We start from the raw sequence: 26,885 nt of genomic DNA, 5'->3' as shown, positions 1-26,885 counted from the left end.
TATTTCATCCGCCCCCCCCCTATATAAACACTCTACCCCGCACACTCTTCCCCACCCCGACGCTCTTCCCTTCTGGCCGCCCGACCGGCGGCGGCTCGGGCGGCGACGCCGTCCGGCCCCGCTCCGGCCGGGCGGACCGCCGTTTCGGCGGCCCGCAGCCGGCGGGTGAACTCCGCCCGGACCGCGCGGGGCAGCCGGTGCGCGGCCACCCGGGCCACCGCCGGCTCGGCGACCGCGTACCGGCCGGCGGCGGTGCGGCGCAGCAGGCCCGCGTCGACCAGCGCCCGCAGCAGCGGCCGGGTGCGCCCGGCCGTCCAGCCGAGCATCCGCTCCACCGTGCCGGCCGCCACCTCCGCGCCCGGGGCCGCGGCGGCCATCAGCAACGCCCGCTGCTCGCCGTCCAGCCGGTCCAGCCGCGCGTCGACCAGGCGGCGGACCGGCTCGGGCACCCCGGCCGGCTCGCCGTCGGTGTCGGCCGCGCCGGCGTACGCGGTCGCGACGGCCGGGTTGCCTCCGACCAGCGGCAGCAGCTCCGCGGCCGGCGCGGTGGGCCGGCCGGCCCGGTCGAGCAGGTGCCGCAGCAACCGTCCGGTGTCGACGGTGCCCAGCGCGGGCAGCGGCACCCGGCGCCGCCGGCCGGCAGCCTCGGGCAGCAGATCGGCCCAGCCCGGACCGTGGGTGGCCACCACCGCGAGCGGCAGCCCTCGCTCGCTCGCGGCGGCGAAGAGCCGGTGCAGGAACCGGTTCAGCGCCGGCGCGGCCCGGTCCAGGTCGTCCACCGCCACCACCATCGGCTGGTCGGCGGCCAGGTCGAGCAGGACCTCCCGCCACACCTCGGCGCCGCGGGCGGCCGCCCCGGCGTCACGCGGCGCGGCCAGGAACTCGGCCAACGCGCGCGCCGCCGTGCCGCGCCGGGCCGGCGGCAGCCCGTCCAGTGCGGTGGCCAGGCGCCGGCGTACGGTCTCCGGCGGGTGGGTGTCGCGGAGCCCGGCGAGGGCGCGGACCATGTCCGCCAGCGGCGCGAGCTCGCCGTCCGGGAACGGTGGACAGTGCGTGACGCACCAGCGCACCCGGACACCGTCCACCGTCGACACCGCGCGGACGAGCTCGTGCAGCATCCGGCTGCGCCCGCTGCCGGCCGGGCCGACCAGCGAGATCCAGCGTGGCCGCCGCTCCCGCACCGCCCGGGTGATCTCGTCGCCGGCAGTGGCCAGCTCGCGCCGGCGGCCGACCAGCGGGCCGTGGTGCCGGGCCGGCCGGTGCCGGGCCACCCCGGAAACCCGCCAGACGTCCAGCGGCACCGGCTTGCCGGCCACCGTCATGGCGGCCAGCGGGCGCTGCTCCACGAGGCCGGCGACGGCCCGCCGGGTGGCCGCGCAGACCACCACCCCGCCGGGCGGGGCGTACTCCTGGAGCCGGGCGGCCGTGGTGATCACCGCGCCGCTGGCCGCGCCGTGCCCGCCGTCCCGGGTGGCGGCCAGGTCGACCAGCACCTCGCCGGTGGCCACGCCGACCCGGACCCGCAGCCGAGTGCCGGCCGGCAGCCGCCGGTCCAGCGCGGCCTGGATCTCCAGCCCGGCGCGTACCGCCCGGTAGGCGTCGAACCCGTCGGAGCCGTGCGCCCCGAACAGCGCCATCACCGCGTCACCGACGTACTTCTCCACCACGCCGTGCCACCGGCGCAGCACCGCGGCCACCGTGCCGAAGTACGCCTGTTGCAGCGCCCGGACGTCCTCGGGGTCGAGCCGCTCGACGAGCCCGGTCGACCCGACGATGTCGGCGAAGAGCACGGTGACCGTACGGCGCTCCACCGGCACCGGCCAGCGCGCGACGGTGACGCCTTCCCGACTGCCCACGGGCGTGGTGATGGGCATCGCACCCCCCTTTCCCCGGTCCGGTGCCTGACGACCTCCGGAGACTTTCACCACCGGGTCCTCGGGGGATCGGTAGGACGACGTATGTCGACCACCCGCAACCATTAGTCGCAATGTCGACGCGAGGAGTACCACAAGGGCGCTGAGCCCGTAGAACGGTGCGGGGAGCTGTGACTAGGCTGCGAGACATGGCCAGCGATGTGGACACCGCGCCGCTCGTCGGCCGTGCCGACACGGTGGCGGCGCTCCGGTCGGCGCTGCTCGACGACGTCGCCCCCGGGCAGACCGCGGCGGTGTTCCTCACCGGCGAGAGCGGGGTGGGCAAGACCCGGCTGCTGGCCGAGGCCGGCGAGCGCCTGCGGGACGCGGGCGCGCTGGTCCTCACCGGCGCCTGCCTCGACATCGGCGACGCCTCCCCGCTGCATCCGCTGCGCCAGGCGCTGCGCCGCCTCGACGCCGACCTGACCGAGGCGCGCACCTCCTCCGCGGTCCGCGGCCTGCTCCAGGTCTTCGACGACGAGACCCCGGGCCCGGACGGCGCGGGCGCGCTGTTGGAGCGGGTCTCCCGCGGCCTGCACCTGGTCGCCGGCGGGCGGCCGCTGGTGCTCGTCCTCGACGACCTCCAGTGGGTCGACCGGAGCACCCGCCAGCTCCTGCTCTATCTGCTCGCCGGCCTGGGCGACCTTCAGCTGTCGGTGCTCGCCGCGATCCGGGCCGAATCGTTGCAGGGCGCGCACCCGCTGCGCCGGGTGCTCACCGAGCTGCGCCGGCTGCGCTCGGTCCGGGTGGTCGAACTGGCGCCGCTGGACCGGGCCGGCACCGACGAGCTGGCCGCCGCCGTCGTCGGCGCGCCGCTGGCTCCGGAGGCCGCCGACCAGCTCTGGCAGCGCAGCGGCGGGAACCCGTTCGTGGTGGAGGAGCTGGCCCGCGACCTGCGCGACGGCCACGACGGCCTCTCCGACACGCTGCGCGAGGTCTTCCTGGCCCGGGTCGACGCGCTGCCGCAGCCGGCGCACGCCGTGGTGCACGCGGTCGCCGCCGGCGTCGAGCCGGTCGAGCACTGGCTGCTGGCCCAGGTGGTCCGGCTGCCGGAGGAGCAGCTCATCGAGGCGGTCCGGGAGGCGGTGGCGCACCGGCTTCTGGTCGGCGCCGACGAGGGCTACCGGCTGCGGCACCGCCTGGTCGCCGAGGTGCTGGCGCACGAGCTGCTCCCCGCCGAGCGGGCCGCCCTGCACCGCCGCTACGCCGAGACGCTCACCTCGGCCACCGCCGAGCTGCACCAGGCCCGGCTGGCCCACCACTGGCGGCTGGCCGGCGAGCCGGCCCGGGCGCTGCCGGCCGCCATGGCCGCCGCGCGCGAGGCCGAGCGGCTGCACGGCTACGCCGAGGCGCACCGCCACTGGTCGGCGGCGTTGAGCCTGGCCGGCACCCCGGCCACCGTGCTGCCCGACGGCGGCCGGCCGGAGCCGGTCGAGGTGGACCGGGCCGAGCTGCTGACCCACGCCGCCGAGTCGGCGCACCACTGCGGCGAGCACGCCCGCGCGCTGGCCCTGCTGGAGGAGCTGGCCGCCGACCCGGGGGGCCCGCCCACCTGCGCCCTGCACATCCGGCGGGCCCGCTACCTGGCCGCCGCCGGCCGTTCCGCCCCGGCCGAGGCCGAATACCGGCGGGTGCTCGCGGCGGCCGACTGCACGCCCCGGGAACGGGCCACCGCCGCCGCCCACCTGGCCGAGCTGCTGCTGCACCTTGGCCGCTACGCCGAGGCCGGCGACCAGGCCCGGGAGGCGCTCCGGCTCGCGGCCGAGGTCGAGGGCGCGGCCTCCGAGGTGGTGCTGGCCAGCGCCGCGCTCGGCTTCAGCGAGGCCTATCTGGAGGATCCGGACGCCGGGCTGGCCGTCATGCGGCAGGCGCTCGACACGGCCGAGCGCTCCGGCCGGCCGGAGGACGTGGCCTGCGCGTACCTGCACCTGGCCGAGCTGCTCACCGGGCCGCTGAACATCCTGGAGGAGGGCGTCGTGGTGGCCCGCCGGGGTGCCGAGCGGGTGGCCGAGCTGGGGCTCGGCCGCACCTGGGAGACCCGGCTGCTGGCCATCGCCACCAACGGGCTGTTCCGGGTGGGGCAGTGGGCCGAGGCGGAGAAGGTCGTCGCGGCCGCGCTGCGGCACCGCCCGTCCGGCGCCGACGCGGTCGAGCTGCTGCTCGCCCGGTGCCGGCTCTCCGTCGGCTACGGCGACGTCGAGGCCTCCGACCGTGACCTGGAGGCGGTCGCCACCGTGCTGGCCGGCGGCGGGGCCCGGCACGTGCTGCCGATGCTCATCCTGCGCGCCGGGCTGGCCATGTGGCAGGGCCGGCACGACCTGGCCCGGCAGGCGGTGCAGCGGGGCCTGACCGAGAGCCGCTCCGACGACGTCATCGTGCTGGCCACCCTGGCCTGGCACGGGCTGCGCGCCGAGGCGGAGGCGGCCGCCAGCCGCACCGTCGAGGTGGACCCCAACGCGGTCCGCCGGCTGCGGGAGGTGGTCGACCGGGTGGCCCGCAAGAGCGGGAAGGCTGGCGCCCCGGTGCGGTACGTCGCCGACGCGTTCCTCGCCCTCTGCGCCGCCGAGCTGAGCCGGCTGGACGACGGCCGGGGCGACCCGGAGCTGTGGGCCCGCGCGGCCACCGAGTGGGACCGGCGCCACCACCCCTACCCGGCGGCCTACTCCCGACTGCGGCAGGCCGAGGCGCTGCTGGCCCGGCGCAGCCGGGTGGCCACCGCCGGCAAGCTGCTGCGGCAGGCCCACGAGACGGCCCAGGCGCTCGGCGCGGTGCCGCTGAGCGCGGAGATCCGTACCCTGGCCGGGCGGGCCCGGGTGGCCCTGGACGACGGTCCGGCCGCCGCCCGTCCCGTGCCCCGCCCCCGGGCCGCCGCGCCGGCCGCGCCCGCGGTGGACGAGCTGGACGTGCTCACCGCCCGGGAGCGGGAGGTGCTGGCCGCGGTCGCCGAGGGGCTGACCAACCGCGAGATCGGCCAGCGGTTGTTCATCAGCGAGCGGACCATCGGCGTGCACGTGTCGCACATCTTCGACAAGCTCCAGGTCCGCACCCGCGTCCAGGCCAGCGCCATCTTCCTGCGCAACGGTCCCGAGTAGCCGTACGTCGGCAATACGTCGTTCTACTGATCCGGCCGGCGTACGCCGGCTGGAAGGCTGTCCAGCGTCGGGTGGCGTCGTGAGGGCGCCGACCACTGTGGAGGAGAGATGACCGAACCGGTGTGGGGTCCCGTGCACCAGGACATCGTCGGGCTGCTCGCCGACCACCCCGCCGACGTGCCGGCGGTCGTCGACCATCTCACCAAGCTCCAGGACCTGCTGGTCCGGCTGCCTCCGTTGGAGGAGAGCTGCCCGCTGGCCGACTTCAACAAGCTCTACCTGGTCATCACCTCGACGGTGCTCGACGGCCTGTACGACGACCGCTTCACCGACCCGGCCTTCCTGGCCCGGCTCGACGTGGAGTTCGCCGCCCGCTACTTCGACGCGCTGCGGTTCTGGACCGACTCCCACCCGAGCACCCCGAAGGCGTGGTCGTGCCTGTTCCAGCGGATGCGCGGCCCGGACGCCCGGCCGCTGCCGTCGGCCGCCGCCGGGGTGAACGCCCACATCAACTACGACCTGCCGTTCGCGCTGGTGACCACCTTCGACAGCCTGGAGTCCGAGCCGGTCGACGGCAGCGACCAGCACCACGACTACCTGGAGATCAACAAGATCTTCGCCGAGCGGATCCCGGAGCTGCGCCGCGGCTACCTGGACCACTGGCAGCTGATGATCGACATGGTGAACGGCGACATCGACGACTGGTACCAGGGCGAACTGGTGGAATACACCCGGAACGTGGCCTGGCGCAACGCGCAGAAGATCTGGCGCTGCCGGCACGACCCGGACGCCCGCGAGTGTGAGCGGATGCGGTTGGACGACAACGCCGCGCTGCTCGGCCGGCTGCTGCTGTCGCCCCTCGGGGCGTTCCTCCAGTAGCCGGGACGGGGGGTCCCCGCGTCCCGCCGTCCGGGCGCGGGACGCGGGGACGCCGCCCGCGGTGCGAGGATGGGCCGGTGGAAGAGGCGCTCCCCGGCAACGTGACCGCCGGGGTGGTCCGGGTCGGCGACACCGTTCGGCGCCCGGCCGGCCCGTGGACCCCCGCCGTCGACGCCCTGCTCGGCCACCTGCACGAGGTGGGCTTCCGCGGCGCGCCCCGCCCGCTCGGCCAGGACGACCGCGGCCGCCAGGTGCTGGAGTACGTGCCGGGGGAGCCGGGCGATCCGGCCGGCACCTACTCCCTCGACGAGCTGGCCTCGATCGGCGCGTTCCTGGCCGACCTGCACCGCGCGACGGCTTCCTTCCCGCCCCCGCCCGGCGCAAGGTGGCAGCCGGCCATCCCGCCGGACGGCGCGGAGCTGATCTGCCACCACGACGTGGCGCCGTGGAACCTGGTCCGCTCCGCCCGGGGGTGGGTCCTCATCGACTGGGACGCGGCCGGCCCGGGTACCCGGCTCTGGGAGCTGGCGTACGCGGGGCAGAGCATGGCCGGGATGCGCCCGGACCGCCCGCTCGACGAGTCCGCCACCCGGCTGCGCGCCCTGGTCGACGGCTACGGGCTGCCGGCGGCGGACCGGCCGGCGCTGGCCGCGCTGCTCGGCCGCCGGGCCCGGGCCATGGTCGACCTGCTGGCGGCGGGCGCCCGCGACGGGGTGCAGCCCTGGGCGCGGATCCACGCCGAGGACGGGGCGTACTGGCGGGCCACGGCCGTGCTGCTGGACGCCGGGGTGGACCGCTGGACGGCCGCCCTGGCCTGACCGGTCAGCCGCGCCGGGACCGCCCCCGGTACGCCGCGGCGGCGGCCCGGTTGTTGCACAGTTCGCAGCAGTAGCGCTGCCGGCCGGCCCGGGTCCGGTCCAGGTAGGGCGCGTCGCACCCGTCGGCCGTGCAGACGCCGAACCGCTCCGCCCCGCCGGTCGCCGCGGCCCGGGCGAGCGCCCCGGTGACCAGGGCGGCGAACGGCCCGACCGGGCCGGGCCGGGGCAGCGGGGTGAGTCGCAGAGTGCCGTCGGGCCCGGGCTCGACCGCCGTGCCGGCGCTCACCTCGGCCAGCACCCCGTTGAGGGTGGCCACCCGGGCGGCCGGGTCGGGCGCGGCGAAGACCCGGTGGAGCCGGTCGCGCAGTTCGCGCAGCCGGGGCAGGTCCGCGTCGGTGAGCGGGTCGGCGACCTCGGTGAGGCCGAGTTCCCGGGCGGCGGCCCGAAGCCGGGCCACCGATAGCTGGTCGACCGGGTCCTGGAGCACCCAGTAGCTGTGCAGCAGCGCGATGGCCAGGCGCAGCGCGGGCTCCAGGGGTGGCACGGCGCTCATCGGCGCCTTCTCGCTCGTCCGGTTGCCGACACGCCCGCCGTCCCTCCGCGCTTGACCGATCGCCGCCCGCCATCCTAGCGTCGTCAGTTATAAAACGCCGTTAAAAACTTATGGAGGTGGCGTATGCGACGTCTGCCCGTCCTCGTGTCCGTGGCGGCGCTGCTGGTCGCCGGCGCGGTGGCCGGCGCCGGCGGGGCCCACGCGGAGGCGCCCGCCGAGCCGGCCCCGGCGGCCGCAGACCACGTGCCGGCCACGGTGGTCCGCGACATCGAGATCCCGGTGGCCGGGCAGCCGGCCGTCCGGGCCTGGCTGGTCCGGCCGCAGCGCTCCGGCGCTGGCCTGGCCGGGGTGCTGGACCTGCACTGGTTCGAGCCGGGCCGGGCCAGCCAGGACCGCGGCGACTTCCTGGCCGAGGCGACCGTTCTGGCCGGCCGCGGCGTGGTCTCGGTGCTGCCGCAGCTCACCTTCCCGTGGGCGGGCGACCCGGTCGGCGACGCCCGCGACCGGGCCGCGGTCACCGCCCAGCTCGACGCGGTGCAGGCGGCGTACCGGCGGCTGCTCGCCGAGCCGGGAGTGGACCGGAACCGCACCGCGGTGGTCGGCCACGACTACGGCGCCATGTACGCCGTCGACCTGACCGCCCGCGATCCGGGGCTGCGCACCGCGGTGCTGCTCGCCCCGGACGCCACCTGGGCCAACTGGTTCGACCTCTACTGGCTCCGGCTGCCGGCCGGGGAGCGGGCGGCCTACCGGGCGGTCTTCGCCGGGCTGGACCCGGTGGACCTGGTGGGGCGGCTCGGCGCCGGGGCGTACCTCCAGTTCGCCGGGGCGGACCGGTTCGTCGGCGCGGAGACCCGCGCGGCCTTCGCCGCGGCGGCGCCGCAGGCCAAGGTGTCGCTCTACCCGCAGGAGGAGCACGACCTGGGCGCCGCCCGCACCCGGGACGACCGGCTCGCCTGGCTGGCCGGCCGGCTGGGGCTGCGCGGATGACCCGAGGCGACCACGGGACCGGCCGGCGCTGGGGAGCGCCGGCCGGTCCCAGCCCGCGGGGGAGCGGCTGGGCCGACCCGGGCTGACGTGGGGATCGGCCGGGCCGGCGCGACCGGGTGTCGGCGTGGCCCGACCGGGTACCCGGCGGCCATGCCGCACACCGAGCCGGTCCGCCGCTTCGCCTTCCGGTTCGACCCGGCGTTCCGGCTGCCCCTGGCCCTGCTCGGGGTGCGGCCGGAGACCGCCCGCGTCGAGCTGGGCCCGGACGACCTGACCGTGCGGTTCGGCCCCTGGCGGCTGCGCACCGCCCGGGACAACGTCAGCGGGGTGGAGCTGGGCGGCCCGTACCGCTGGTGGCGGGCGGTCGGCCCGCACCTGTCCCTGGCCGACGGCGGGGTCACCTTCGGCACCGGCGTGGCCGCCGGGGTCTGCATCCGCCTCGCCGTCCCGGTGCCGGCGCTCGCCCCCGGCCCCTGGCCGCGCCACCCGGCCGTCACCGTGACGGTGACCGACCCGGAGGCGCTGCGCGACGCCCTGGCCGGCCCGTCCTGATCATCTGCCCCGCTTGCCCGGTTCGGCCGGGTCACGCACTGGGTACAGCCTACGGTCGATTCAGGGCCTGAAGGGGTGCACATGGCGGAGGCACGGGACGGGGCGCAGCCCCGGCGGACGCGGGGGCGCCGCCACCACGCGCAGTCGACACCGGCGGACCGGGCGCTGCGCGCCGCCCGCGACCCGGAGCGCGGCGACCGCGTCCGTGGGGGAGCCCCGACGGTCCCGGAGCGCGTGGCGAGCCCGGTCCGGCCGGCCGAGCCGGCCAACCGGCTGACTCGCTGGCTGTTCCAGCACCGGGTGCAGCCGGAGGGCCCGGAGACCCGCGAGCCCCAGGCCAAGCGGCACCCCTGGTGGCAGGTGATGTGCCTGACCGGCGTCGACTACTTCTCCACCCTGTCCTACCTGCCCGGCATCGCGGCCGTGGCGGCCGGTGCGCTCAGCCCGCTCGCGACCCTGCTGATCGTGGCGCTGACCCTGTTGGGGATGCTGCCGATGTACCGGCGGGTGGCCCGGGAGAGCCCGCACGGGCAGGGCTCGGTGGCCATGCTGGAGCGGCTGCTGCCGTTCTGGCGCGGCAAGCTCTTCGTGCTGGTGCTGCTCGGCTTCGTGGCCACCTCGTGGATCATCACGATCACGCTCTCCGCCGCGGACGCCACCGTGCACCTGCTGGAGAACCCGATCCTGCCCGAGTCGTTCCCGCACGGCACCACCGCCGCGGTGCTGGTGACCGTGGTGCTGCTGCTCATCCTCGGCGGGGTGTTCCTGATGGGGTTCAGCGAGGCCGTGCAGGTCGCCATCCCCCTCGTCGCGATCTTCCTCGCGCTGAACGCGGTGATCGTGGTGGCCGGCCTGGCCGAGGTCGCCGCCGACGCGGGAACGCTCGGCGACTGGACCGACCGGCTGACCCGGGTCGGCGGCGGGGGCGACGTGCTGGCGACCAGCGTGCTCGCGTTCCCCCTGCTGGTGCTGGGCCTCTCCGGCTTCGAGACCGGGGTCAGCATGATGCCGCTGGTCAGGGGGGACGGCGGCGACGCCGAGCGGCGGCTCGCCGCCCGGATCCGCAACACCCGCCGGCTGCTCACCACCGCCGCGCTGATCATGTCGGTCTATCTGATCGCGACCACCTTCGTCACCACCGTGCTGATCCCGGCGGACGAGTTCGCGCCGGGCGGGAAGGCCAGCGGCCGGGCGCTGGCCTTCCTGGCCCACGAGCACCTGGGCGAGGCGTTCGGCACCGTCTACGACATCAGCAGCATCCTGATCCTCTGGTTCGCCGGCGCCTCCGCGATGGCCGGCCTGATCAACATCGTGCCCCGCTACCTGCCCTCCTACGGCATGGCGCCCGAATGGGGCCGGGCGGTCCGTCCGGTGGTGCTGGTCTACACCGCGATCAGCATCGCCATCACGCTCGCCTTCCGGGCCGACGTCAACGCCCAGGCCGGCGCGTACGCCACCGGCATCCTGGCCATGATGGTCTCCGGCGCGATCGCCGTGACCATCTCCGCCTACCGGGCGCGGCACCGGCTCGCCGCCGGCGGCTTCACGGTGCTCACCCTGGTGTTGCTCTACGCGCTCACCGAGAACGTCATCGAGAAGCCGGACGGCATCACCATCTCCGGGTTCTTCATCGCCGGCATCGTGGCCGTCTCGCTGATCTCCCGGGTGTCCCGGACCACCGAGCTGCGGGCCGAGCGGATCGAGTTCGACGACGCGGCGCGGCGCTTCATCGCCGAGTCGATCGCCCACGACGGCCGGCTGCACCTGATCGCGAACAAGCGGCAGAGCGGCTCGCTGAAGGAGTACCGGCTCAAGGAGCGCGCGCAGCGCGGCATGAACCCGGTGCCCGGGGCCGCCGACGTGCTCTTCCTGGAGATCGACATCAGCGACCCCTCGCGGTTCAGCGAGGTGCTGCGGGTGCACGGGGTGGAGGTCGGCGGATACCGGATCCTGCGCGCCAACAGCCCGGCCGCGCCCAACGCCATCGCGGCCATCCTGCTGGCACTGCGCGACGCCACCGGCGTCCGCCCGCACTGCCACTTCGAGTGGTCCGAGGGCAACCCGATCGCGCACCTGCTGCGCTACCTGATCCTCGGGCGCGGCGACACCCCGCCGGTGGTGCGGGAGATCATCCGCAAGTCCGAGCCGGACCCCACCCGCCGTCCCGGCATCCACGTCGGCGGGTGAGCGCCGCCGCGGGCCGGCGGCCCCGTCCCGCTCCGACCCCGGAGGGGGTACGCCGACCGCCCGCCGCCCCGGGCTGCGCCCGGCTACCAGCGGCCGATCAGGCGAGGGCGCGTACCTGGGCGAGGAAGCCGTCCGCGCAGAAGTCGAGGAAGCCGTCCGGGTCCGGGCCGGCGTTCTGCAGCACGATGTGGTCGAAGCCGGCCTCGACGTACCCGCGCGCCTTCGCCAGGTGCGGCGCCGGGTCCGGTCCGACCGAGAACTGCTGCCGGATGTGCTGGTCCTCCACCCAGACCGTCGCCGCGTCGAAGTTGACCGGGTTGGGCAGCTCGCTCATCACCTTCCATCCGGTGACCGCCCACCGGCTGGTCTCCTTCGCCGCGCGAACCGCCTGCTCCTCGTCGGCGGCCCAGGCCAGCGGCACCTCCGCGTAGCGCGGCCCCTGCCCGCCGGCCTCCCGGTAGTGCGCCACGATCGACGACTTCGGCTCGGTGGCGAACAGCCCGTCGCCCAGTTCGGCGGCCGTCGCGGCGGAGGACCGTCCGCTGGCCGCCACGGCGATCACCGGCGGGGTCTCCGGCAGGTCCCAGACCCGGGCGTCCTCCAGCTGGAGGTGCCTGCCCTCGTACGACTGGTAGCCGCCCTGCCAGAGCAGCCGGATGATCTCCAGGGCCTCGCGCAGTCGCTCGTGCCGGCCGCGCACGCTCGGGAAGCCCTGCCCGACCACGTGCTCGTTGAGCCGTTCGCCGGCCCCCACGCCGAGGGTGAACCGCCCGTCGGAGATCAGCGCCATGGTGGCCGCGGCCTGGGCGATGATCGCCGGGTGGTAGCGGACCGAGGGGCAGGTGACTCCGGTGGCCAGGCCGAGGGTGCTGGTCTTCGCGGCGATGGCGGCGAGCGCGCTCCAGGTGAAGCAGGAGTGTCCCTGCACCTCCAGCCAGGGGTGGTAGTGGTCGCTCATCTCGACGAAGTCGAAGCCGGCCTGCTCGGCGCGGATCGCCTGGCGGATGAGTTCCTGCGGGCCGAAGGCCTCCGAGGCCAGCTTGTAGCCGATCTGCATCGCCCTGGTCTCCCGTCCCCCGCGCGGCTGGACCGCTGCCCTTCCCACCCGGCGGCGGGGCAAACGCTCGCCCGCCGCCGACCGCCGACGGGAAGGGACCCAGCCTCCTAGGACGGCCTAGGGGTGGTGACCCGGCATACGGCGGGGACGGAACGGCCCGCGCACCGGGGGAGCGGGCGCGGGCCGGGATGGTGCGGGGTCGGGCCTACTTGGACGGCTGGGGGAGCTCGCAGTCCACCTTGGGGTTCGCGCCGATGTAGTTCAGCGGGCCGGCCACAATGGTGACCAGGATGGTGCCGGCCTCGGCGCAGTTGGTGTCGTCGTTGCCGTAGTAACCGCGTTGGCCCGCGGCGATGGCGCCGATGATGAGCCAGATGACGACCAGGACGCCGACTATCGAGGTGCCGCGCATGGGTTGCCTCCACTGGGGTTGTGGTGGGTTCGAGGTGGAGGCCATGTACCCAGATCGGGTGAACGGTCAAACGGCGCCGCGGTTGAGGCGCGGCCGATTTCGACCATCGCGGGCGGCTCAGTGCGGCGGCGTGGGGTCCTCCGGCGGCCGGCCCCGGCTGCGCAGGTGGTCGGCGACGGCCACCCCGGCCAGCACCAGCATCGCCCCGAGAGCGGCGTAGATCGGCGCGAGGAACAGCAGGCCGGGTGCGATGGCGACCAGCGCCAGGATCCCCCCGGGCCGGGAGAGCGACACCCGGCTGAACACCTCGTACTCGAAGGCTGCGCGACCGGCCAGGAAGAGCGCCGGCCCACCGAGGATGACCCCCAGCCAGGCCGGTGAGTTGAGCCCGGTCGGCTCGAGCAGCACCAGGTCGAAGCCCGCCGCGCTGGTCACCACCCCGGCCACCATCAGCAGGTGGGTGTAGGGGGCCGTGTTCAGGAACTTGCTCGGCTGCTTGGACATGGCGATGGCGTGCGGCAGCAGCTCACCGGACTTGTGCACGTAGATCCGCCAGAGCAGCAGCGTGGTGCCGAACGCGGTGGCGAACGCGCCGAGGTTCTCCGCCTCCGAGTGGTGCAGGCTGAAGACGGTGCCGGTGACCAGGATCGCGTCGCCCAGGGCGATGATGAAGAACTGCTGGTAGCGCTCGGAGAGGTGCTCGGCGGTCACGCTGCGCTGCGCGTCCGGTATCACGCCGAGACCGGGCACCGGGTACGCGAGCCGGAAGCCGAGGTAGTCGATGCCCAGGGCCAGCGCCCAGAGCGCTTCGCGGGCGTGGCCGCCCACCTTGGCGCCGATTATCCAGGGGATCGCGGAGACCGCGAACCAGAGGAAGATGCGGGCCGCCCGGCGCTGGGTCTGCCGGTGCCGCCGGACCGTCGGCATGAGGAACAGTCCGCGTCCGAGATGGATCGCCACGTACGTCCCGGCGAAGACAAGCCCGCGGGCGCCGAAGGCCTCCGGGATGGCGGTGGTCATCAGCAGCGCCCCGAACATCACCGCGATGATCAGCAGCTTGATCTCGGGGCGTTGCGGGTCGTACAGGTCGGTGACCAGGGTGGTGATCGCCCAGGTCCACCACATCGCCATGAGCATGATCAGCGACTGGAGGCCCCGCTCCCAGCTGACCTCGGTGATCAGGCCGCGCGAGATGAGGGAGAGCGCGACCACGTACACCAGGTCGAAGAAGAGCTCCAGCAGGGTCACCCGGCGCGGTGCCTCGGGATCGCGGACCGGGGGCCGCCGCTCGGCGGGCTGCTCCGGCGTGGCGGTGGGCACGAGCTGCTCCTGCGGTGGCGGGATCGGCGCGGCGGGCCGTCCGGCCCCGCACCCGACCGTAGCGAGCCCGCCCGTACCCGTGCCGGGTTTCCGGCATTCACGCTCGTCCGAGGCGCCGCGCCGGTGACCGGCCGATCAGCCCGCCCGGGCCGACGGCCGCCGGACACGGCGCGGGCCGGCGGTGACCGACGGTCACCACCGGCCCGGGCGTCGGATCAGGCGTCCTCGCTGGCGCCGACCGGGAGCACCCGCTCGGCCTCGGCGCGGGCACCGGCCAGCACCTTCGCCTGCTGCGACCAGGTCGCCAGGCCCGGAGCGGCGCGCAAGCCGGCGGCCTTGACGGTCTCCCGCAGCACCGGCTCGTCCAGTTCGGCGAGCTGCTGGTAGGTGCGGATGCCGGCGGCCTGAAGGGCCGCGGCCATCTTCGGCCCGATGCCCTGGATCCGCCGGAAGTCGTCCGGGCCGGCGGCGTCCACCTGGGCCGGAGCCACGTCCTCCACCGCGGCGCGCGGCGCGGGCACCGCCACCGGCGCGACCGGCTCGGTCTCGGCGACCGGCTCGTCGGCCGGCACGGTCACCGGCTCCGCGGCCGGCTCCTCGTCGGCGGCCACCGGCTCCGGCGCGGTCGCCTCGTCGGCAATCGCCGGCTTGGCGCCGGCCAGGGTCACCGGCTGCGCCTCGTCGGCCACCGGCTCGGCCGCGGGGGCCGGCTCCTCGTCGATCCTGGCCGGCTCGGCGACCGTCACCGGCTCGGCGGACGGCAGGGTGGTGGCCTCGGCGGCCAGCGTGGCGGCGGCCGGTGGAGCGTCCTGCTCGACCGTGGCCGCCTCCTCGGTCACCGCGACGGGCGCCGGCACCTCGTCGACCACCGCCTCCGGCCGCTCCCGGTCGACCGTGGCGGTCACCTCGGGCGCCGGGGCGGCGGCACCCTCCACCGTGGGCGTGCCGGTGCCGGCGGCGCTCCGACGGCCGCTCACCACCCACCCGATGACCAGGCCCACCAGCAGGGCCAGGATCACGACCAGCCACTGCCCGAAGCTCGTCGGCATGGCCAACCTCCTCCTATGTACGTGAACGACAATCGCGAGAAAACCCGGGGCAGCTTCCCACACGTACGCGCGCGGCGACAGGGTGGTCGGCGGCTGCCGTCGCTGGTGGGACGGGCGGTGCCGGCCGGTGGCCGCGGGATGACCGAGCGTGTGCCGCGCGGAGCGCGGAAAGGGGCGCCCCGGACCCTGGTGCCGTTCGAGGGTCCGGGACGCCCCGGTCTTCCCGCGGATCGCTCAGCAGATCCGGCCCGGCGCGGGCAGGCCGGCCGCGTCCCAGCTGTAGAAGCAGCCGGCCACGGCGTCGCGGGGGGAGCGCCAGGTGCGCAGGTACGGCGAGATGTGCGCCGACAGCCGCTCGTTGACCTGCTGGTAGAACGGGTTGTCGCGAACCTCGGCGGCCACGTCCGGGTCGACGTCGACCGTCTCCATGAGGTGCACGCACAGGTCGTGCAGGTAGTACAGCGACCGGTGCCGTACGCCGGTGAGGCGGGGCAGCTCGGTGGCGTCGGACTCGGCGAAGATCTGTGCCACCCGGCCCTGCGCCCCCGGCACGATCCGGCTGACGACCAACAGTCGACTCATCGGGCCCCCTTCCGCCGCTGGGTGCGCCGACCCCGGCCCAGGGGGTCGGTCACCGTGCGGTCCACCCTGCCGGGCCGGCTGTCACCTGGCCGTCACGGCCCGTCCCGTGACATTGATGGTCGTGGTGACGCCGGTGACGGTCAGCGGGGGTGCGGCTTGGTGGGTGCGGCCGCGCCGCGCGACGTGGGGCCGGCCGGGCGGCCGGGGGCGTTGGTCCGGTCGGCGCGCCGCGGCGGGGCCTCCCGCCGGCTTGCCCGCCGGATCGGGGCGAGGGTGTCGTCGAGTAGCGCGCACATCGCCGGGGACGGCTCCAGGCGCAGCTCGCGCAGCAGCAGGTCCCGGTAGACGTAGAAGGCGTGCACCGCTTCGAACGCGTTGCCCTCGGCGAGGTGGATGCGGACCACCAGGCGGTGCGGGGTCTCCCGCAGCGGTTCGGCGGCCATCGCCTCCAGCGCCGCCTCCAGCGCCTCGCCGTGCCGGCCGGCGGCGAGGTGGTTGCCGGCGAGCTCCTCCAGCATGTGCAGCCGGAGCTGACGCAGCCGTTCCCGCTCCAGCAGCACCCAGTCGTCGTACCAGCCGGGGAGGAGGTCGTGCCGGCCGGCGCCGGCGGCCCCCCGGGGCACCTCGCCCTCGCGTACCCGGGCGGCGGTCGCGACCAGCTCGTCGACGTCGAGGTGGACGGTGGGGCCGAGGCGGACGGTGTCACCGTCGGTGCACAGCGGACAGCAGGGATCCTGCCGGAGCCGCCAGAGCGCGGTGCGCAGCGAGGAGAGTGCCCGGTCCTCGGAGGTCTCGGGCCAGAGCAGCCCGGCGAGGTGGCTGCGGGTGGCGCCCGGGCGCAGCCCGATGAGGGCGATGACCCGTTGCAGCCCCCGGGGCACCACCACCGGGGTGTCGTCGTCGTGGAGCAGCCGGAACCCGCCGAGCAGGTGCAGCGACACCCGTGGGACGGGGTCTCCCGCCGTCGGCATCCTCGATCCACCGGACACGGGTGCACCCCCTGCACGGAACCCTCGTCCCGACCGTCCTCTGTTGCCCGGCTCGGCTGCCCGCGACGCCGGTGTCGGAACGGCTCCGCCGCGGCGGAGAAAGCCCGCTGTGGCCGGGCTGGCCGGTACGGAGGATATCAACACTTGTTACTCTGCGTCAACGCCGCGTCAGTTTGCTGACCGTCCGTAATGGCCGGACGAACGTCCTGTGAACTGCGAAGAAGTGTCGTCATCTATTCGCGAATTCGATCTTCCCACAGCTACCGCACAGTTTGCGTCAACGCAGCGTCACCGACTTCCCGGCCCGATGGTGGCCGGTTGACGCCGCGTTGACGGTGCCGGCGGCACCGTGTCGCCAGTCGTCCGGCGAGACCGGTCGTCACGCACCGGGACGCACTCAGGGGAGGCTGCGCATGGACCGCTCGCTCATCGTCGCCAAGGTGGTGCCGACCGCCGAGGATCGGGTCGCCGAGATCTTCGCCGCGTCCGACGCGACCGAACTGCCCGGCCTGGTCGGCGTCCGGCACCGCTCCCTCTACCGGCTGCACGACCTCTACGTCCATCTCCTGGAGACGGAGGTGCCGGCGCAGGGGGCGGTGGAGGAGGCGCGCGGCCATCCCGAGTTCGTCCGGGTCAGCGAGCGGCTCCGCCCGTACATCTCGCCGTACCTGCCGACCTGGCGTTCGCCGCGCGACGCCATGGCCCACTGCTTCTACCGGTACGACGCCCCTGGGCGGCGGTCGTGACCACCACCGCGCCCCAGGACGAGCAGCTCTGGTCCCGCTGCGACGGCTGCGCCTCCCTGCTCTACCGCAAGCGGTTGCGGCGCAACCTCGACGTCTGCCCGGAGTGCGGGTCGCACGCGCGGCTCGACGCGCCGGACCGGGTGACGCAGCTGGTCGACCCGGACTCGTTCACCCCGCTGCCGGAGCCGGCGGTGCGGGTCGACCCGATCGGGTTCGTCGACGCGCTGCCCTACCCGCACCGGCTCGGCGCGGCCCGCGCCGCCACCGGCCTGGACGAGGCGGTGCTCTGCGGGACCGCACGGGTCGGCGGCCACCCGGTCGCCCTGGCGGTGATGGACTTCCGCTTCCTCGGCGGCAGCCTCGGCTGCGCGGTCGGCGAGCTGATCACCCGGACCGCGGAGCGGGCGCTGGCCGACGCCACGCCGCTGGTGCTGGTCACCGCCTCCGGCGGGGCGCGGATGCAGGAGGGCGCGCTGTCGCTGATGCAGATGGCGACGGTCAGCCAGGCCGTCGCCGGGCTGCGCGAGGCGGGGCTGCTCACCGTCAGCGTCATCACCGACCCCACGTACGGCGGGGTGGCCGCCTCCTTCGCCACCAACACCGACGTGGTGCTCGCCGAGAGCGGCGCCCGGCTGGGCTTCGCCGGGCCCCGGGTGATCCGCCAGGTCACCGGCGCCACGCTGCCGGAGGGCTTCCAGACCGCCGAGTTCCTGCTCCGGCACGGTCAGGTCGACCTGGTGGTGCCCCGGCACGCGCTGCGCGGCCGGTTGACCGCGCTGCTCGCCGCCGCCGAGGCCGCCCGGCGGTTGCCCGTACCCCGGCAGGAGCCGGCGCCGCGACCGGCCGCCGCGCCCGCGGCGAGCGGCCCGGCCCGGGACGCGTGGGAGACGGTACGCACGGCGCGGCACCCCGGCCGGCCCACCACCCTCGACTACCTGGAGACCGCCTTCGACGGCTTCGTGGAGCTGCACGGCGACCGGCTGGGCGCGGACTGCGCGGCGGTCGTCGGCGGGGTGGCGCGGCTGGACGGCCGGCCGGTGATGGTGATCGGCCACCAGAAGGGACACACCACCGCCGAGATGGTGGCCCGCAACTTCGGCATGGCCAGCCCGGCCGGGCACCGCAAGGCGCTGCGGCTGATGCGCCTCGCGGCCCGGCTCCGCCTGCCGGTGGTGACCCTGGTGGACACCCCGGGCGCCGACCCGGGCGTGGACGCCGAGCAGCAGGGCCAGGCCGCCGCCATCGCGGAGAACATCCTCGCGCTGAGCGTGCTGCCCACGCCGGTCGTCGCGGTGGTCACCGGCGAGGGCGGCAGCGGTGGGGCCCTCGCCCTCGCGGTCGCCGACCGGGTGCTCATGCTGGAGCACGCCGTCTACTCGGTGATCAGCCCGGAGGGCTGCGCCGCGATCCTCTGGCCGGACAGCTCGGCCGCGCCGCAGGCCGCCCGGGCGCTCCGGCTCACCGCCGCCGACCTGTGCCGGCTGGGGGTGGTCGACGAGGTGGTGCCCGAGCCGCGGCCCGCCGCCCACGGCGACCCGGCCGGCGCGGCCGAGCTGCTGGGCCGGGCGGTGGCGGCGAACCTCGCCCCGCTGCTCGCCGTGCCGCCGGCCACCCTGGTCCGCCGCCGCCGGCAGCGCTTCCGCCGCTTCGGCGCCGCGCGCTCGGCCGCCACGAACCCGCCGGGCGAGGCGATCGGGAGTCGGACACGAACGGAGGTGGCGCGGTGAGCGCGGAGGCGGGGCCCGAGGAGGTGCTGGACGGGTTGAGCCGGCACGCCCGCAAGCTGGTCGCCGAACTGGCCGGCCCGGTGCGCCGGGTACGGCTGCGCAGCGGCGAGACCGTGCTCGAGGTGGAGTGGCACGGCCCGGCCCGGCCGGCGCCCGCGCCGCGTGCCGAGGCGGAGCCGGTCACCGAGCCGCGGGTCGAGGCGGCGCCGGCGACGGACCGGCCGGTGGTGCGGGCGCCCGTGGTGGGCACCTTCTACCGGTCCCCCGAGCCCGCCGCCGCCCCGTTCGTGGCCGTCGGCGACGTGGTCCGGCCCGGCCAGGTGGTCGGCATCGTCGAGGCGATGAAGTTGATGAACGAGGTGACCGCCGGCCAGGCCGGGCGGGTCGTCGAGCTGCTGGTGGAGGACGGCAAGCCCGTCGAGTACGACCAGCCGCTGATCGCCCTGGAACCGCTCACCGGACGGGACGCCTGATGTTCGACAAGGTGCTGATCGCCAACCGGGGCGAGATTGCGCTGCGCGTGCTGCGCGCCTGCCGGGAGCTGGGCGTCCGGACGGTGGTGGTGCACTCCAGCGCCGACGCCGACTCGCTGCCGGTGCGGCTGGCCGACGAGACCGTCCAAATCGGACCGGCGGCCAGCCGGCAGAGCTACCTGAACGCCGCCGCGATCGTCGAGGCGGCCCGGCAGACCGGCGCCCAGGCCGTGCACCCCGGCTACGGCTTCCTCTCCGAGGACGCCGACTTCGCCGAGATCTGCGCGGAGAACGGGCTCACCTTCGTCGGCCCGCCGCCGCAGGTGATGGCCGCCCTCGCCGACAAGTCCACCGCGCGGGCGCTGATGAGCCGGGCCGGCCTGCCGCTGCCGCCGGGCAGCGTGCGGACCCTGCCGACCGCCGCCGACGCGCTCGCCGTGGCCGCCGAGGTCGGCTACCCGGTGATCGTCAAGGCGGCCGCCGGCGGCGGCGGGCGCGGGATGACCGTGGTCCGGTGCGCCGCCGAGCTGCCCCGGGCGTACACCCGCACCCGCGCCGCCGCCCAGGTCGCCTTCGGCGACGACCGGGTGTACGTCGAGCGCTACCTGGCCGACGCCCGGCACGTCGAGGTGCAGGTGCTCTGCGACGGCCACGGCAACGGGATCCACCTGGGCACCCGGGACTGCTCGGTGCAGCGCCGGCACCAGAAGCTGATCGAGGAGGCCCCCGCTCCGGCGCTGCGACCGGCCACCCTCGACACGCTGGCCGAGGCCGCGCTGCGCGGCGCCCTCTCGGTCGGCTTCACCGGCGCCGGCACCGTCGAGTTCCTGGTCGACGAGGCGGAGCGCTGCCACTTCCTGGAGATCAACTGCCGGATCCAGGTGGAGCATCCGGTGACCGAGCTGGTCACCGGCATCGACCTGGTCCACGAGCAGTTGCACGTCGCCGCCGGCACGCCGCTGCGCTGGCGGCAGGAGGACGTCCGGCTGCGCGGGGTGGCGGTCGAGTGCCGGGTCAACGTGGAGGACCCGGAGCGCGACTTCGCACCGGCGCCCGGCCGGCTGGACCGGTTCCGGCCGCCCGGCGGCCCGTTCACCCGGGTCGACACCCACGGCCACGTCGGCTACCTGGTCAGCCCGCACTACGACTCGCTGCTGGCCAAGGTGGCGGTCTGGGCGCCGGACCGGGACGGCGCGCTGGACCGGCTCGACCGGGCGCTCGGCGAGTTCGAGGTGGCCGGTCCGGGGGTGCGCACCACCATCCCGTTCGCCCGGCGGGTGCTGCGCGACGCCGCCTTCCGCGCCGCGCGGCACACCACCGCCCTGGTGGAACGTCTGCTCACGCCGCCCGCCGCCGTATCCGCCGCCGTGCGCCCGCCGGTCGCCGATGTCGCGCCGGTCGCCGACCGGGCCGGGCCGGTCGCGCCCGTCCCGGTGCCCGACACCCGAGCCGACGCCGACCCGGCCGGCCGTACCCCCGTCACGGCCGTGCCCGCCGCCGGCCCGAACGCCTGGAGGAACCGATGACCGTCGCTCCCGACCGACCGCTCGCCAACGAGATCACCGACATCCTGGTGACCCACTGCGGCCTGGACGCCGACGCGGCCGCCCGCACCCCGGCCGCCAGCCTGGAGGAGCTGGGCATGGACTCGCTGGCGCTGCTCGAACTCTCCGCGGTCGTGGCCGACCGGTGGCGGGTGAAGATCCCGGAGCAGGCCGGGCAGCTCAGCATCGCCGGCGTGGCCGACCTGGTGGCCCGGAAGGCGGACCAGCCCGGGCACACCGAGAACGCCGTCGACATCGCCGCCCCGCTGCCGCTGGTCTGGGAGATCACCAACGACGTCGCCCGGTGGACCGAGCTGTTCACCGAGTACGCGGTGGTCGACATCCTGCACCGGGAGGGCGACACGGTCCGGTTCCGGCTGACCATGCACCCCGACGAGAACGGCACGTCGTGGAGCTGGGTCAGCGAACGCACCGCCGACCCGGCCACCCGCGAGGTGCACGCCCGCCGGGTCGAGACCGGCCCGTTCGAGTACATGCGGATCCACTGGCGCTACGACGAGATCCCCGGCGGCACCCGGATGACCTGGGTGCAGGACTTCGCCATGAAGCCCACCGCGCCGGTCGACAACGCCGGCATGACCGAGCGGATCAACACCAACAGCAAGGTCCAGCTCGCCGTCATCAAGGAGCGGATCGAGCGGGCGCACGCGGGAGGCGCGCGATGACCGACACCACCACCGCCCGGGTCTCCGTCCACGACGTCACCGCCGACCGGCGGCGCGGCGGCGAGCTGCGGGTGCTGCTCGGCCCGAAGACCGTCGGCAGCACCTCCGGCTTCATGGGGGTGGCCACGCTGGCGTCGGGGGAGCGGATCGCCGAGCACTACCACCCCTACAGCGAGGAGTTCCTCTACGTGGCCCGCGGCGTCATCACCGTCGACCTGGACGACCAGCCGGTGCCCCTCGCCGCCGGGGAGGCGCTCTTCGTGCCCCGGGACGTGCGGCACCGGCTGCGCAACACCGGCGACGAGCCGGCCGAGGTGGTCTTCCACCTCGGACCGCTCGCCCCCCGCCCGGAACTCGGCCACGTCGACACCGAGGGCGCCCCACCACCCCGGAAACCGTCGTGACCGGCCGGCGCACCGTGGTCACCGGCGTCGGCGTCGTCGCCCCCGGCGGCGCCACCCGGGACCGGTTCTGGAAGACCATCACCGAGGGGCGCACCGCCACCCGCCGGATCAGCTTCTTCGATCCGTCGCCGTTCCGCTCGCAGATCGCCGCCGAGTGCGACTTCGATCCGGACGCCGCCGGCATCACCCTCGCCGAGCGGCAGCGCGCCGACCGGTACGTGCAGTTCGCCCTCGCCTGCTCCGCCGAGGCGCTCGCCGACAGCGGCCTGACCCTCTCCGACGCCGACCGGGAACGGGCCGGCGTGGTGCTCGGCACCGCCGTCGGCGGCACCATGGCGCTGGAGAAGGAGTACGTCCGGGTCAGCGACTCCGGCCGGCGCTGGCTGGTCGACCACACCCTCGGCGGGCCGTACCTGTACCAGGCGCTGATCCCCAGCAGCCTGGCCGCCGACGTGGCCTGCCGGCACGGCCTGCACGGCCCGGCCCAGGTGGTCTCCACCGGCTGCACCTCCGGCATCGACGCCATCGGCTACGCCCACCAGCTCGTCGTCGACGGCGAGGCGGACATCGTGCTGGCCGGGGCGTCCGACTCGCCGATCTCCCCGGTCACCGTCGCCTCGTTCGACGCCATCGGCGCCACCAGCCCGGACAACGACGACCCGGAGCACGCCTCCCGGCCCTTCGACGCCGACCGGCACGGTTTCGTCCTGGCCGAGGGCGCGGCAGTGCTGGTGCTGGAGGAGGCGGAGCACGCCCGCCGCCGGGGCGCGCACGTCTACTGCGAGGTGGCCGGCTACGCCAGCCGCAGCAACGGCTTCCACATGACCGGGCTGCGCCCCGACGGGGCGGAGATGGCCGTGGCCATCAGCGACGCTCTGCGCCAGGCCCGGCTCGCCCCGTCGGCCGTGTCGTACGTCAGCGCGCACGGCTCCGGCACCCGGCAGAACGACCGGCACGAGACCGCCGCGTTCAAGCGGGCGCTGGGGCCGGCCGCGTACCGGGTGCCGATCAGCTCGATCAAGTCGATGGTCGGGCACTCGCTCGGCGCGATCGGCTCGATCGAGATGGCCGCCTGCGCGCTGGCCATCGAGTACGGCGTGGTCCCGCCCACCGCCAACTGGGCCACCCGGGACCCCGAGTGCGACCTGGACTACGTGCCCAACGAGGCGCGGGAGGTGCCGGTGGACGTGGCGCTGTCGGTGGGCAGCGGCTTCGGCGGCTTCCAGTCCGCGATGATCTTCCGCCGGATGGCGGTCAACCCATGACGGCGCGGGCCGTGGTGACCGGGATCGGGGTGGTTGCGCCCACCGGGGTCGGCGCGCGGGCGCACTGGGACGCGGTGCTCGCCGGCACCCGGCGCACCGGGCCGATCACCCTGTTCGACCCGGCCGGCTACCCGACCCGGATCGCCGGGGAGGTGCCCGACTTCGACCCGGCCGGGTTCACCGACACCCGGCAACGGGTGCAGACCGACCGGTGGACCCACCTGGGCTTCGCCGCCACCCGGCTGGCGCTGGCCGACGCCGGCCTGCCCGAGGAGGCCACCGACCCGTACCGTTGGGCGGTCACCCTGGCAAGTTCCTCGGGCGGCAACCTGTTCGGGCAGAAGGAGCTGCAACGGCTCTGGGGCGGGCCGACCCGGACCGTCGGGGCGTACCAGTCTATCGCCTGGTTCTACGCGGCCAGCGTCGGCCAGCTCTCCATCCGGCACCAGCTCAAGGGGCCGTGCGGGGTGACCGTCTCCGAGTCGGCCGGCGGGCTGGACAGCCTCGCCCACGCGGTGCGGACCATCCGCCGCGGCACCCCGCTGGTGGTGGCGGGGGCGACCGAGTGCCCGCTCAGCCCGTACGCGCTGGCCTGCCAGCTCCGCTCCGGGCTGCTCAGCGACGTGGCCGACCCGGAGCGGGCGTACCGGCCGTTCGACGCCACCGCCACCGGCTACGTGCCGGCCGAGGGCGGCGCGGTGTTCGTGGTGGAGGAGCTGGGGCACGCGCTGGACCGGGGAGCCCGGATCTACGGGGAGATCACCGGCTGGGCAGCCACCCACGACGCCGCGCCGACCGACCCCGAGGCCGGCCCCGACCCGACCCACTACGCCCGGGCGCTGCGGCTGGCCCTGGACCGGGCCGCGGTCCGCCCGCACGACGTGGACGTCATCTGGCCGGACGCGCTCGGCGTGCCCGCGTACGACCGGGCCGAGGCAGCCGCCCTGCGCGCGGTCTTCGGCGCGGCGACCCCGCCGGTGACCACGCAGAAGCCGCTGACCGGCCGGGCCCACCAGGGCGGTTCGGCGCTGGACGCGGCCACCGCGCTGCTCGCCTTCCACCACGGCCTGCTGCCAGCCTCGGCCGGTCCGGAGCAGCCCGCCCCGGGGTGTGAGCTGACGTTCCTGCGCCGGCCGCGCCCGCCGCGCAGCCGCATCGCCCTGGTCGGGGCGCGCGGCTTCGACGGCTTCAACAGCGCGGTGGTGCTGCGCGGCGCCGCCCCGCCGCCGGCGAGCGGAGTCTAGGTGTTCCCGGCCGGTCACCGTCGCCAGAAGAAGTGGTGGACCACAGCGCTCGGGCTGGGAATCTGCTCCAGATGCGGCTGCGAGGGCGTCCTCAACCTGGCGAGAGGCGTCCTCATGACCGGCATCCTCCGCACCGACTGACCCCCTCCGCTGGCATTGATCAAGAAGTTCACGTCGGGATCCGGCCCGCCGCACGACGCCAACCTCTTGATCAACCCCGGTCGGTGGCGGTGGTGAAGAAGGCGGCGATCGGGTTGACCACGTGCGGGGGTGCGGCGGCGATGCCGTTGTGGGCGCTGCCCGGCACCCGCAGGGTGCGGGCCCGGGGGAGGACGGTGGCCAGCCGCTCGTTGATCTCCGTGAAGTAGGGCGCCGCCTTGGCGCCGCTGGCCAGCAACGCCTCGGCGGTGATTCCGGCGTACTCCTCGGCCGGTCCCTCGTGGGCCTCGATCTGCCGCGACTCGGCCAGCGTCATCCCCACTAGGCCCCCCATCGTCCGGCCGACCGGGGTGCGCAGGAACGCCCGGCAGATCGCCGTGCGCACGCCGAGCGGCAGCCTCGACGCGGGTGACTGCGGGTTGACGCCGGCCCCCACGATCGCCAGCGCCCGTGCGGTGTCCCCGGCCCGGACCGCATCCTCGGCCGGGTCCAGGAACGCGGTCGGCAGGCCGTGTCCGGCCAGGCGCAGCGGCAGGTCGTAGACCGCGATCTGGTCCAGCGGCAGCCGCAGCGCGGCCCGCAGCACGACGAACGCGCCGTAGCTGTGCCCGATGGCCCGCCGGGCCCCGGTGTGCGCGAGCACCGCCCCGAGGTCCTCGATCTCCTGCTCCACCGTGTACGGCTCCCGCCGCGCCGCGGCGTCCGCCCGGCCGCGCCGGTTGTAGAGGTGCACGGTGAACCGGTCGGCGAGCCGCGCCGCGAGCCGCCGGTACTCGTGGACGGTGACTCCGCCACCGTGCACCACGACGAGATCCGGTCCCGTGCCCGTCGAGTGCAGGACGATCCCCGCGCCGTCCGGCGCCGTGATCCGCTGCATGGCTGCTCCCTCCCGCCCGCAAAACCGCGAACGCTGTTTGCAGTTTACAGTGGTCTGGTGAGTGGCGCACCCACCAGTTCTGCGGAGCCCGACCGGCCGTCCGTCTGGGCGCGGCCGGAGCGCGGCGCCCGCGGTCCCGCCCCGACGCACAGCCGGGACCAGATCGCCGCCGCCGCCGTCGAGCTGGCCGACGCCGACGGGCTGGCCGGCGTGTCGATGCGCGCGGTCGCCGGGGCGCTCGAGATGGCTGCCGGCTCCCTCTACCGGCATCTGTCGTCCCGTGACGACCTGCTGGACCTGATGGTCGACCGGTGCGTGGGCGAGCTGCGGCCGTACCCGAAGGACGGCGGGAGCTGGCAGGACCAGTTCCTCCTGCTGGCCCGCCGCCAACTGGCGCTCTACCGGCGCCACCCGTGGCTGCCCGACGCCATCGCCCGGCGCGCGGTGCCCGGGCCGAACACCCTCGCCTACTTCGACGCCTGCCTGCGCCTCCTGCAACCGGTCCGGGCCGGGGTCGCCGCGAAGTTCGAGGCGATCGCCATGGTCACTGGGGTGGTGTCGCTCTTCGCCCGCAGCGCGGCGGCCGCCGGCACGGTCACCTTCGACCACGTCGACCTGGCGGCGTACCCCCATCTGGCGGCCGCGTTCGCCGAACCTCCGTCCGCCCGACCCGACGGGGACCTCTTCGAGCGCACCCTGCGCAGCCTGCTCACCGGCCTGCTCACCACCGACCCGGCCTGACCTCCGGCCGCACCGACCGCAGCTCGGCGCCGATCCGGTCGGCCCACTGGAGGTCACTGGCCTACCGGATCCGTCGATCATGGACTGGGTGTCCGTGGACAGGGGACAATGGCGGGGTGCAGATGGCGGTGTGCGGGCCGGCGGAGGCGACGCCTGAGGAACTTGCGCAGGCCCGGCGGGTGGGGGAGCTGCTGGCCGAGCGCGGGGTCACCGTGCTCTGCGGCGGGGGTGGCGGGGTGATGGCCGCGGTCGCCGCCGGCGTCCGCGACCGCGCCGGCCTGGTCATCGGGGTACGCCCCGACGGCGGCACCGAGCCCGCCCCCGTCGAGCTGTCCGCCTCGGTGGTGACCAACATGGGCGAGGCCCGCAACGCCATCCTGGTGTGGAGCGCGGACGCGGTGATCGCGGTCGGCGGCTCCTGGGGGACCCTCAGCGAGGTGGCGCTGGCCCTGTGGCGCGGCGGAATCCCGGTGGTGGTGCTCGGCGGCTGGCGGGTCGTCGACGCCCACGGCGTCCCGGTCTCCGGGCCGGTCATCGCGGCCACGCCCGAGGAAGCCGTGCGCCTGGCCCTCCCGGACCGGCCAGCCCCCGAAGCGTGACTCCGACGGGTGCCTCAGCCGGCTGCC

The 26,885-nt window shown here is 75.5% G+C and carries 25 protein-coding genes; 16 read left to right on the top strand and 9 right to left on the bottom strand.

All coding sequences use genetic code 11. The features are described from left to right. Positions 1–32 precede the first annotated feature (32 nt). Positions 33–1,874 carry an adenylate/guanylate cyclase domain-containing protein gene (locus tag AB0F68_RS20790; RefSeq protein ID WP_357340701.1) on the bottom strand — a complete coding sequence of 614 codons (1,842 nt, stop codon included), beginning with the start codon at positions 1,872–1,874 and terminating at the stop codon, positions 33–35. A gap of 188 nt (positions 1,875–2,062) precedes the next feature. On the opposite strand from AB0F68_RS20790, the gene AB0F68_RS20785 reads away from it, so the two are divergent. From AB0F68_RS20785 to AB0F68_RS20775, 3 genes are all read left to right on the top strand, one after another. Next, entirely contained in the window at positions 2,063–5,005 is a 2,943-nt protein-coding gene (locus AB0F68_RS20785; protein ID WP_357340698.1) for an AAA family ATPase, read from the top strand. A gap of 108 nt (positions 5,006–5,113) precedes the next feature. Beyond that, complete coding sequence (locus AB0F68_RS20780; protein ID WP_107078757.1) at positions 5,114–5,884, top strand: DUF5995 family protein; 771 nt, start codon at positions 5,114–5,116, stop codon at positions 5,882–5,884. A 77-nt stretch (positions 5,885–5,961) separates the two neighbouring features. Then, entirely contained in the window at positions 5,962–6,702 is a 741-nt protein-coding gene (locus AB0F68_RS20775; protein ID WP_357340695.1) for a phosphotransferase, read from the top strand. A 4-nt stretch (positions 6,703–6,706) separates the two neighbouring features. Here AB0F68_RS20775 and AB0F68_RS20770 read toward each other — a convergent pair whose 3' ends face one another. After that, positions 6,707–7,255, bottom strand: a complete 549-nt coding sequence (locus AB0F68_RS20770) for a CGNR zinc finger domain-containing protein (RefSeq protein WP_357340693.1) — start codon at positions 7,253–7,255, stop codon at positions 6,707–6,709. A 123-nt stretch (positions 7,256–7,378) separates the two neighbouring features. On the opposite strand from AB0F68_RS20770, the gene AB0F68_RS20765 reads away from it, so the two are divergent. The 3 genes from AB0F68_RS20765 (at position 7,379) to AB0F68_RS20755 (ending at position 10,984) form a co-directional block, all read left to right on the top strand. Then, on the top strand, positions 7,379–8,245 hold the full coding sequence (locus AB0F68_RS20765; protein ID WP_357340691.1) for a hypothetical protein: 867 nt from the start codon (positions 7,379–7,381) through the stop codon (positions 8,243–8,245). A 150-nt stretch (positions 8,246–8,395) separates the two neighbouring features. Continuing rightward, on the top strand, positions 8,396–8,797 hold the full coding sequence (locus AB0F68_RS20760; RefSeq protein ID WP_357340688.1) for a hypothetical protein: 402 nt from the start codon (positions 8,396–8,398) through the stop codon (positions 8,795–8,797). A gap of 81 nt (positions 8,798–8,878) precedes the next feature. Next, positions 8,879–10,984: an amino acid transporter gene (locus tag AB0F68_RS20755; RefSeq protein WP_357340686.1), complete on the top strand. Its 2,106-nt coding sequence runs from the start codon at positions 8,879–8,881 to the stop codon at positions 10,982–10,984. Positions 10,985–11,081: 97 nt separating this feature from the next. Here AB0F68_RS20755 and AB0F68_RS20750 read toward each other — a convergent pair whose 3' ends face one another. The 6 genes from AB0F68_RS20750 to AB0F68_RS20725 all read right to left on the bottom strand — a co-directional run bounded on the left by AB0F68_RS20750 (position 11,082) and on the right by AB0F68_RS20725 (position 16,393). Further along, positions 11,082–12,041 (bottom strand): TIGR03557 family F420-dependent LLM class oxidoreductase, encoded by a 960-nt coding sequence (locus AB0F68_RS20750; RefSeq protein ID WP_357340683.1) that lies wholly within the window; start codon positions 12,039–12,041, stop codon positions 11,082–11,084. Positions 12,042–12,246: 205 nt separating this feature from the next. Continuing rightward, positions 12,247–12,453 carry a hypothetical protein gene (locus AB0F68_RS20745; protein ID WP_355643202.1) on the bottom strand — a complete coding sequence of 69 codons (207 nt, stop codon included), beginning with the start codon at positions 12,451–12,453 and terminating at the stop codon, positions 12,247–12,249. 117 nt (positions 12,454–12,570) lie between these two features. Continuing rightward, positions 12,571–13,773 (bottom strand): low temperature requirement protein A, encoded by a 1,203-nt coding sequence (locus tag AB0F68_RS20740; protein ID WP_357340679.1) that lies wholly within the window; start codon positions 13,771–13,773, stop codon positions 12,571–12,573. Between the two features lie 215 nt (positions 13,774–13,988). Beyond that, complete coding sequence (locus tag AB0F68_RS20735; RefSeq protein ID WP_357340677.1) at positions 13,989–14,822, bottom strand: hypothetical protein; 834 nt, start codon at positions 14,820–14,822, stop codon at positions 13,989–13,991. 234 nt (positions 14,823–15,056) lie between these two features. After that, a complete protein-coding gene (locus tag AB0F68_RS20730) occupies positions 15,057–15,404 on the bottom strand; it encodes a TcmI family type II polyketide cyclase (protein ID WP_357340675.1) in 348 nt (115 codons plus the stop codon). Positions 15,405–15,544: 140 nt separating this feature from the next. Next, the gene (locus AB0F68_RS20725) at positions 15,545–16,393 is read right to left on the bottom strand and encodes a BTAD domain-containing putative transcriptional regulator (protein ID WP_357340673.1); all 849 of its coding nucleotides are present in this window, start codon (positions 16,391–16,393) and stop codon (positions 15,545–15,547) included. A gap of 413 nt (positions 16,394–16,806) precedes the next feature. Here AB0F68_RS20725 and AB0F68_RS20720 point away from each other — a divergent pair, with 413 nt between their 5' ends. From AB0F68_RS20720 to AB0F68_RS20685, 8 genes are read left to right on the top strand one after another with little or no spacing between them, the layout of a single operon-like run. Next, on the top strand, positions 16,807–17,139 hold the full coding sequence (locus tag AB0F68_RS20720; protein WP_357340671.1) for a TcmI family type II polyketide cyclase: 333 nt from the start codon (positions 16,807–16,809) through the stop codon (positions 17,137–17,139). Beyond that, complete coding sequence (locus tag AB0F68_RS20715) at positions 17,136–18,866, top strand: acetyl-CoA carboxylase carboxyltransferase subunit alpha (RefSeq protein ID WP_357340668.1); 1,731 nt, start codon at positions 17,136–17,138, stop codon at positions 18,864–18,866. Before AB0F68_RS20720 ends, AB0F68_RS20715 begins: the two co-directional genes overlap by 4 nt. Further along, on the top strand, positions 18,863–19,339 hold the full coding sequence (gene accB, locus AB0F68_RS20710; protein WP_357340666.1) for an acetyl-CoA carboxylase biotin carboxyl carrier protein: 477 nt from the start codon (positions 18,863–18,865) through the stop codon (positions 19,337–19,339). The genes AB0F68_RS20715 and accB overlap by 4 nt, the downstream gene beginning before the upstream one ends. Then, positions 19,339–20,865: an acetyl-CoA carboxylase biotin carboxylase subunit gene (locus tag AB0F68_RS20705; protein ID WP_357340662.1), complete on the top strand. Its 1,527-nt coding sequence runs from the start codon at positions 19,339–19,341 to the stop codon at positions 20,863–20,865. Before accB ends, AB0F68_RS20705 begins: the two co-directional genes overlap by 1 nt. Beyond that, positions 20,862–21,569, top strand: a complete 708-nt coding sequence (locus tag AB0F68_RS20700) for an SRPBCC family protein (RefSeq protein ID WP_357340660.1) — start codon at positions 20,862–20,864, stop codon at positions 21,567–21,569. The genes AB0F68_RS20705 and AB0F68_RS20700 overlap by 4 nt, the downstream gene beginning before the upstream one ends. Then, a complete protein-coding gene (locus AB0F68_RS20695; RefSeq protein WP_357340658.1) occupies positions 21,566–21,973 on the top strand; it encodes a cupin domain-containing protein in 408 nt (135 codons plus the stop codon). Before AB0F68_RS20700 ends, AB0F68_RS20695 begins: the two co-directional genes overlap by 4 nt. After that, positions 21,970–23,238 (top strand): beta-ketoacyl-[acyl-carrier-protein] synthase family protein, encoded by a 1,269-nt coding sequence (locus AB0F68_RS20690; RefSeq protein ID WP_357340656.1) that lies wholly within the window; start codon positions 21,970–21,972, stop codon positions 23,236–23,238. Before AB0F68_RS20695 ends, AB0F68_RS20690 begins: the two co-directional genes overlap by 4 nt. Beyond that, positions 23,235–24,482, top strand: a complete 1,248-nt coding sequence (locus AB0F68_RS20685) for a beta-ketoacyl synthase N-terminal-like domain-containing protein (protein WP_357340654.1) — start codon at positions 23,235–23,237, stop codon at positions 24,480–24,482. Before AB0F68_RS20690 ends, AB0F68_RS20685 begins: the two co-directional genes overlap by 4 nt. A gap of 211 nt (positions 24,483–24,693) precedes the next feature. Here the strand turns inward: AB0F68_RS20685 and AB0F68_RS20680 are convergent, their stop codons facing one another. After that, positions 24,694–25,518, bottom strand: a complete 825-nt coding sequence (locus AB0F68_RS20680) for an alpha/beta hydrolase (RefSeq protein WP_357340651.1) — start codon at positions 25,516–25,518, stop codon at positions 24,694–24,696. Positions 25,519–25,575: 57 nt separating this feature from the next. Between AB0F68_RS20680 and AB0F68_RS20675 the strand changes: the two genes are divergently transcribed. Together AB0F68_RS20675 and AB0F68_RS20670 are read left to right on the top strand one after the other, a co-directional pair. Then, positions 25,576–26,259, top strand: coding sequence for a TetR/AcrR family transcriptional regulator C-terminal domain-containing protein (locus AB0F68_RS20675; RefSeq protein WP_357340649.1), 684 nt, complete (start codon positions 25,576–25,578; stop codon positions 26,257–26,259). A gap of 122 nt (positions 26,260–26,381) precedes the next feature. Continuing rightward, entirely contained in the window at positions 26,382–26,858 is a 477-nt protein-coding gene (locus AB0F68_RS20670; protein ID WP_357340723.1) for a dethiobiotin synthetase, read from the top strand. The last annotated feature ends 27 nt before the right edge of the window (positions 26,859–26,885 follow it).

This window comes from Micromonospora sp. NPDC023966 (assembly GCF_040639095.1).
Lineage (GTDB): Bacteria > Actinomycetota > Actinomycetes > Mycobacteriales > Micromonosporaceae > Micromonospora.
Note: the sequence above shows the minus strand (reverse complement) of the source record. Positions and strands in the feature narration are given on the sequence as shown.

Bases quoted from the DNA above. Each gene is read 5' to 3' on its own strand.
- AB0F68_RS20705 (WP_357340662.1), top strand. From the start codon at position 19,339: ATGTTCGACAAGGTGCTGATCGCCAACCGGGGCGAGATTGCGCTGCGC.
- AB0F68_RS20680 (WP_357340651.1), bottom strand. From the start codon at position 25,518: ATGCAGCGGATCACGGCGCCGGACGGCGCGGGGATCGTCCTGCACTCG.
- AB0F68_RS20670 (WP_357340723.1), top strand. From the start codon at position 26,382: ATGGCGGTGTGCGGGCCGGCGGAGGCGACGCCTGAGGAACTTGCGCAG.
- AB0F68_RS20695 (WP_357340658.1), top strand. From the start codon at position 21,566: ATGACCGACACCACCACCGCCCGGGTCTCCGTCCACGACGTCACCGCC.
- AB0F68_RS20720 (WP_357340671.1), top strand. From the start codon at position 16,807: ATGGACCGCTCGCTCATCGTCGCCAAGGTGGTGCCGACCGCCGAGGAT.
- AB0F68_RS20730 (WP_357340675.1), bottom strand. From the start codon at position 15,404: ATGAGTCGACTGTTGGTCGTCAGCCGGATCGTGCCGGGGGCGCAGGGC.
- AB0F68_RS20685 (WP_357340654.1), top strand. From the start codon at position 23,235: ATGACGGCGCGGGCCGTGGTGACCGGGATCGGGGTGGTTGCGCCCACC.
- AB0F68_RS20785 (WP_357340698.1), top strand. From the start codon at position 2,063: ATGGCCAGCGATGTGGACACCGCGCCGCTCGTCGGCCGTGCCGACACG.
- AB0F68_RS20745 (WP_355643202.1), bottom strand. From the start codon at position 12,453: ATGCGCGGCACCTCGATAGTCGGCGTCCTGGTCGTCATCTGGCTCATC.
- AB0F68_RS20700 (WP_357340660.1), top strand. From the start codon at position 20,862: ATGACCGTCGCTCCCGACCGACCGCTCGCCAACGAGATCACCGACATC.
- AB0F68_RS20735 (WP_357340677.1), bottom strand. From the start codon at position 14,822: ATGCCGACGAGCTTCGGGCAGTGGCTGGTCGTGATCCTGGCCCTGCTG.
- AB0F68_RS20750 (WP_357340683.1), bottom strand. From the start codon at position 12,041: ATGCAGATCGGCTACAAGCTGGCCTCGGAGGCCTTCGGCCCGCAGGAA.
- AB0F68_RS20790 (WP_357340701.1), bottom strand. From the start codon at position 1,874: ATGCCCATCACCACGCCCGTGGGCAGTCGGGAAGGCGTCACCGTCGCG.
- AB0F68_RS20780 (WP_107078757.1), top strand. From the start codon at position 5,114: ATGACCGAACCGGTGTGGGGTCCCGTGCACCAGGACATCGTCGGGCTG.
- AB0F68_RS20755 (WP_357340686.1), top strand. From the start codon at position 8,879: ATGGCGGAGGCACGGGACGGGGCGCAGCCCCGGCGGACGCGGGGGCGC.
- AB0F68_RS20765 (WP_357340691.1), top strand. From the start codon at position 7,379: ATGCGACGTCTGCCCGTCCTCGTGTCCGTGGCGGCGCTGCTGGTCGCC.
- AB0F68_RS20760 (WP_357340688.1), top strand. From the start codon at position 8,396: ATGCCGCACACCGAGCCGGTCCGCCGCTTCGCCTTCCGGTTCGACCCG.
- AB0F68_RS20770 (WP_357340693.1), bottom strand. From the start codon at position 7,255: ATGAGCGCCGTGCCACCCCTGGAGCCCGCGCTGCGCCTGGCCATCGCG.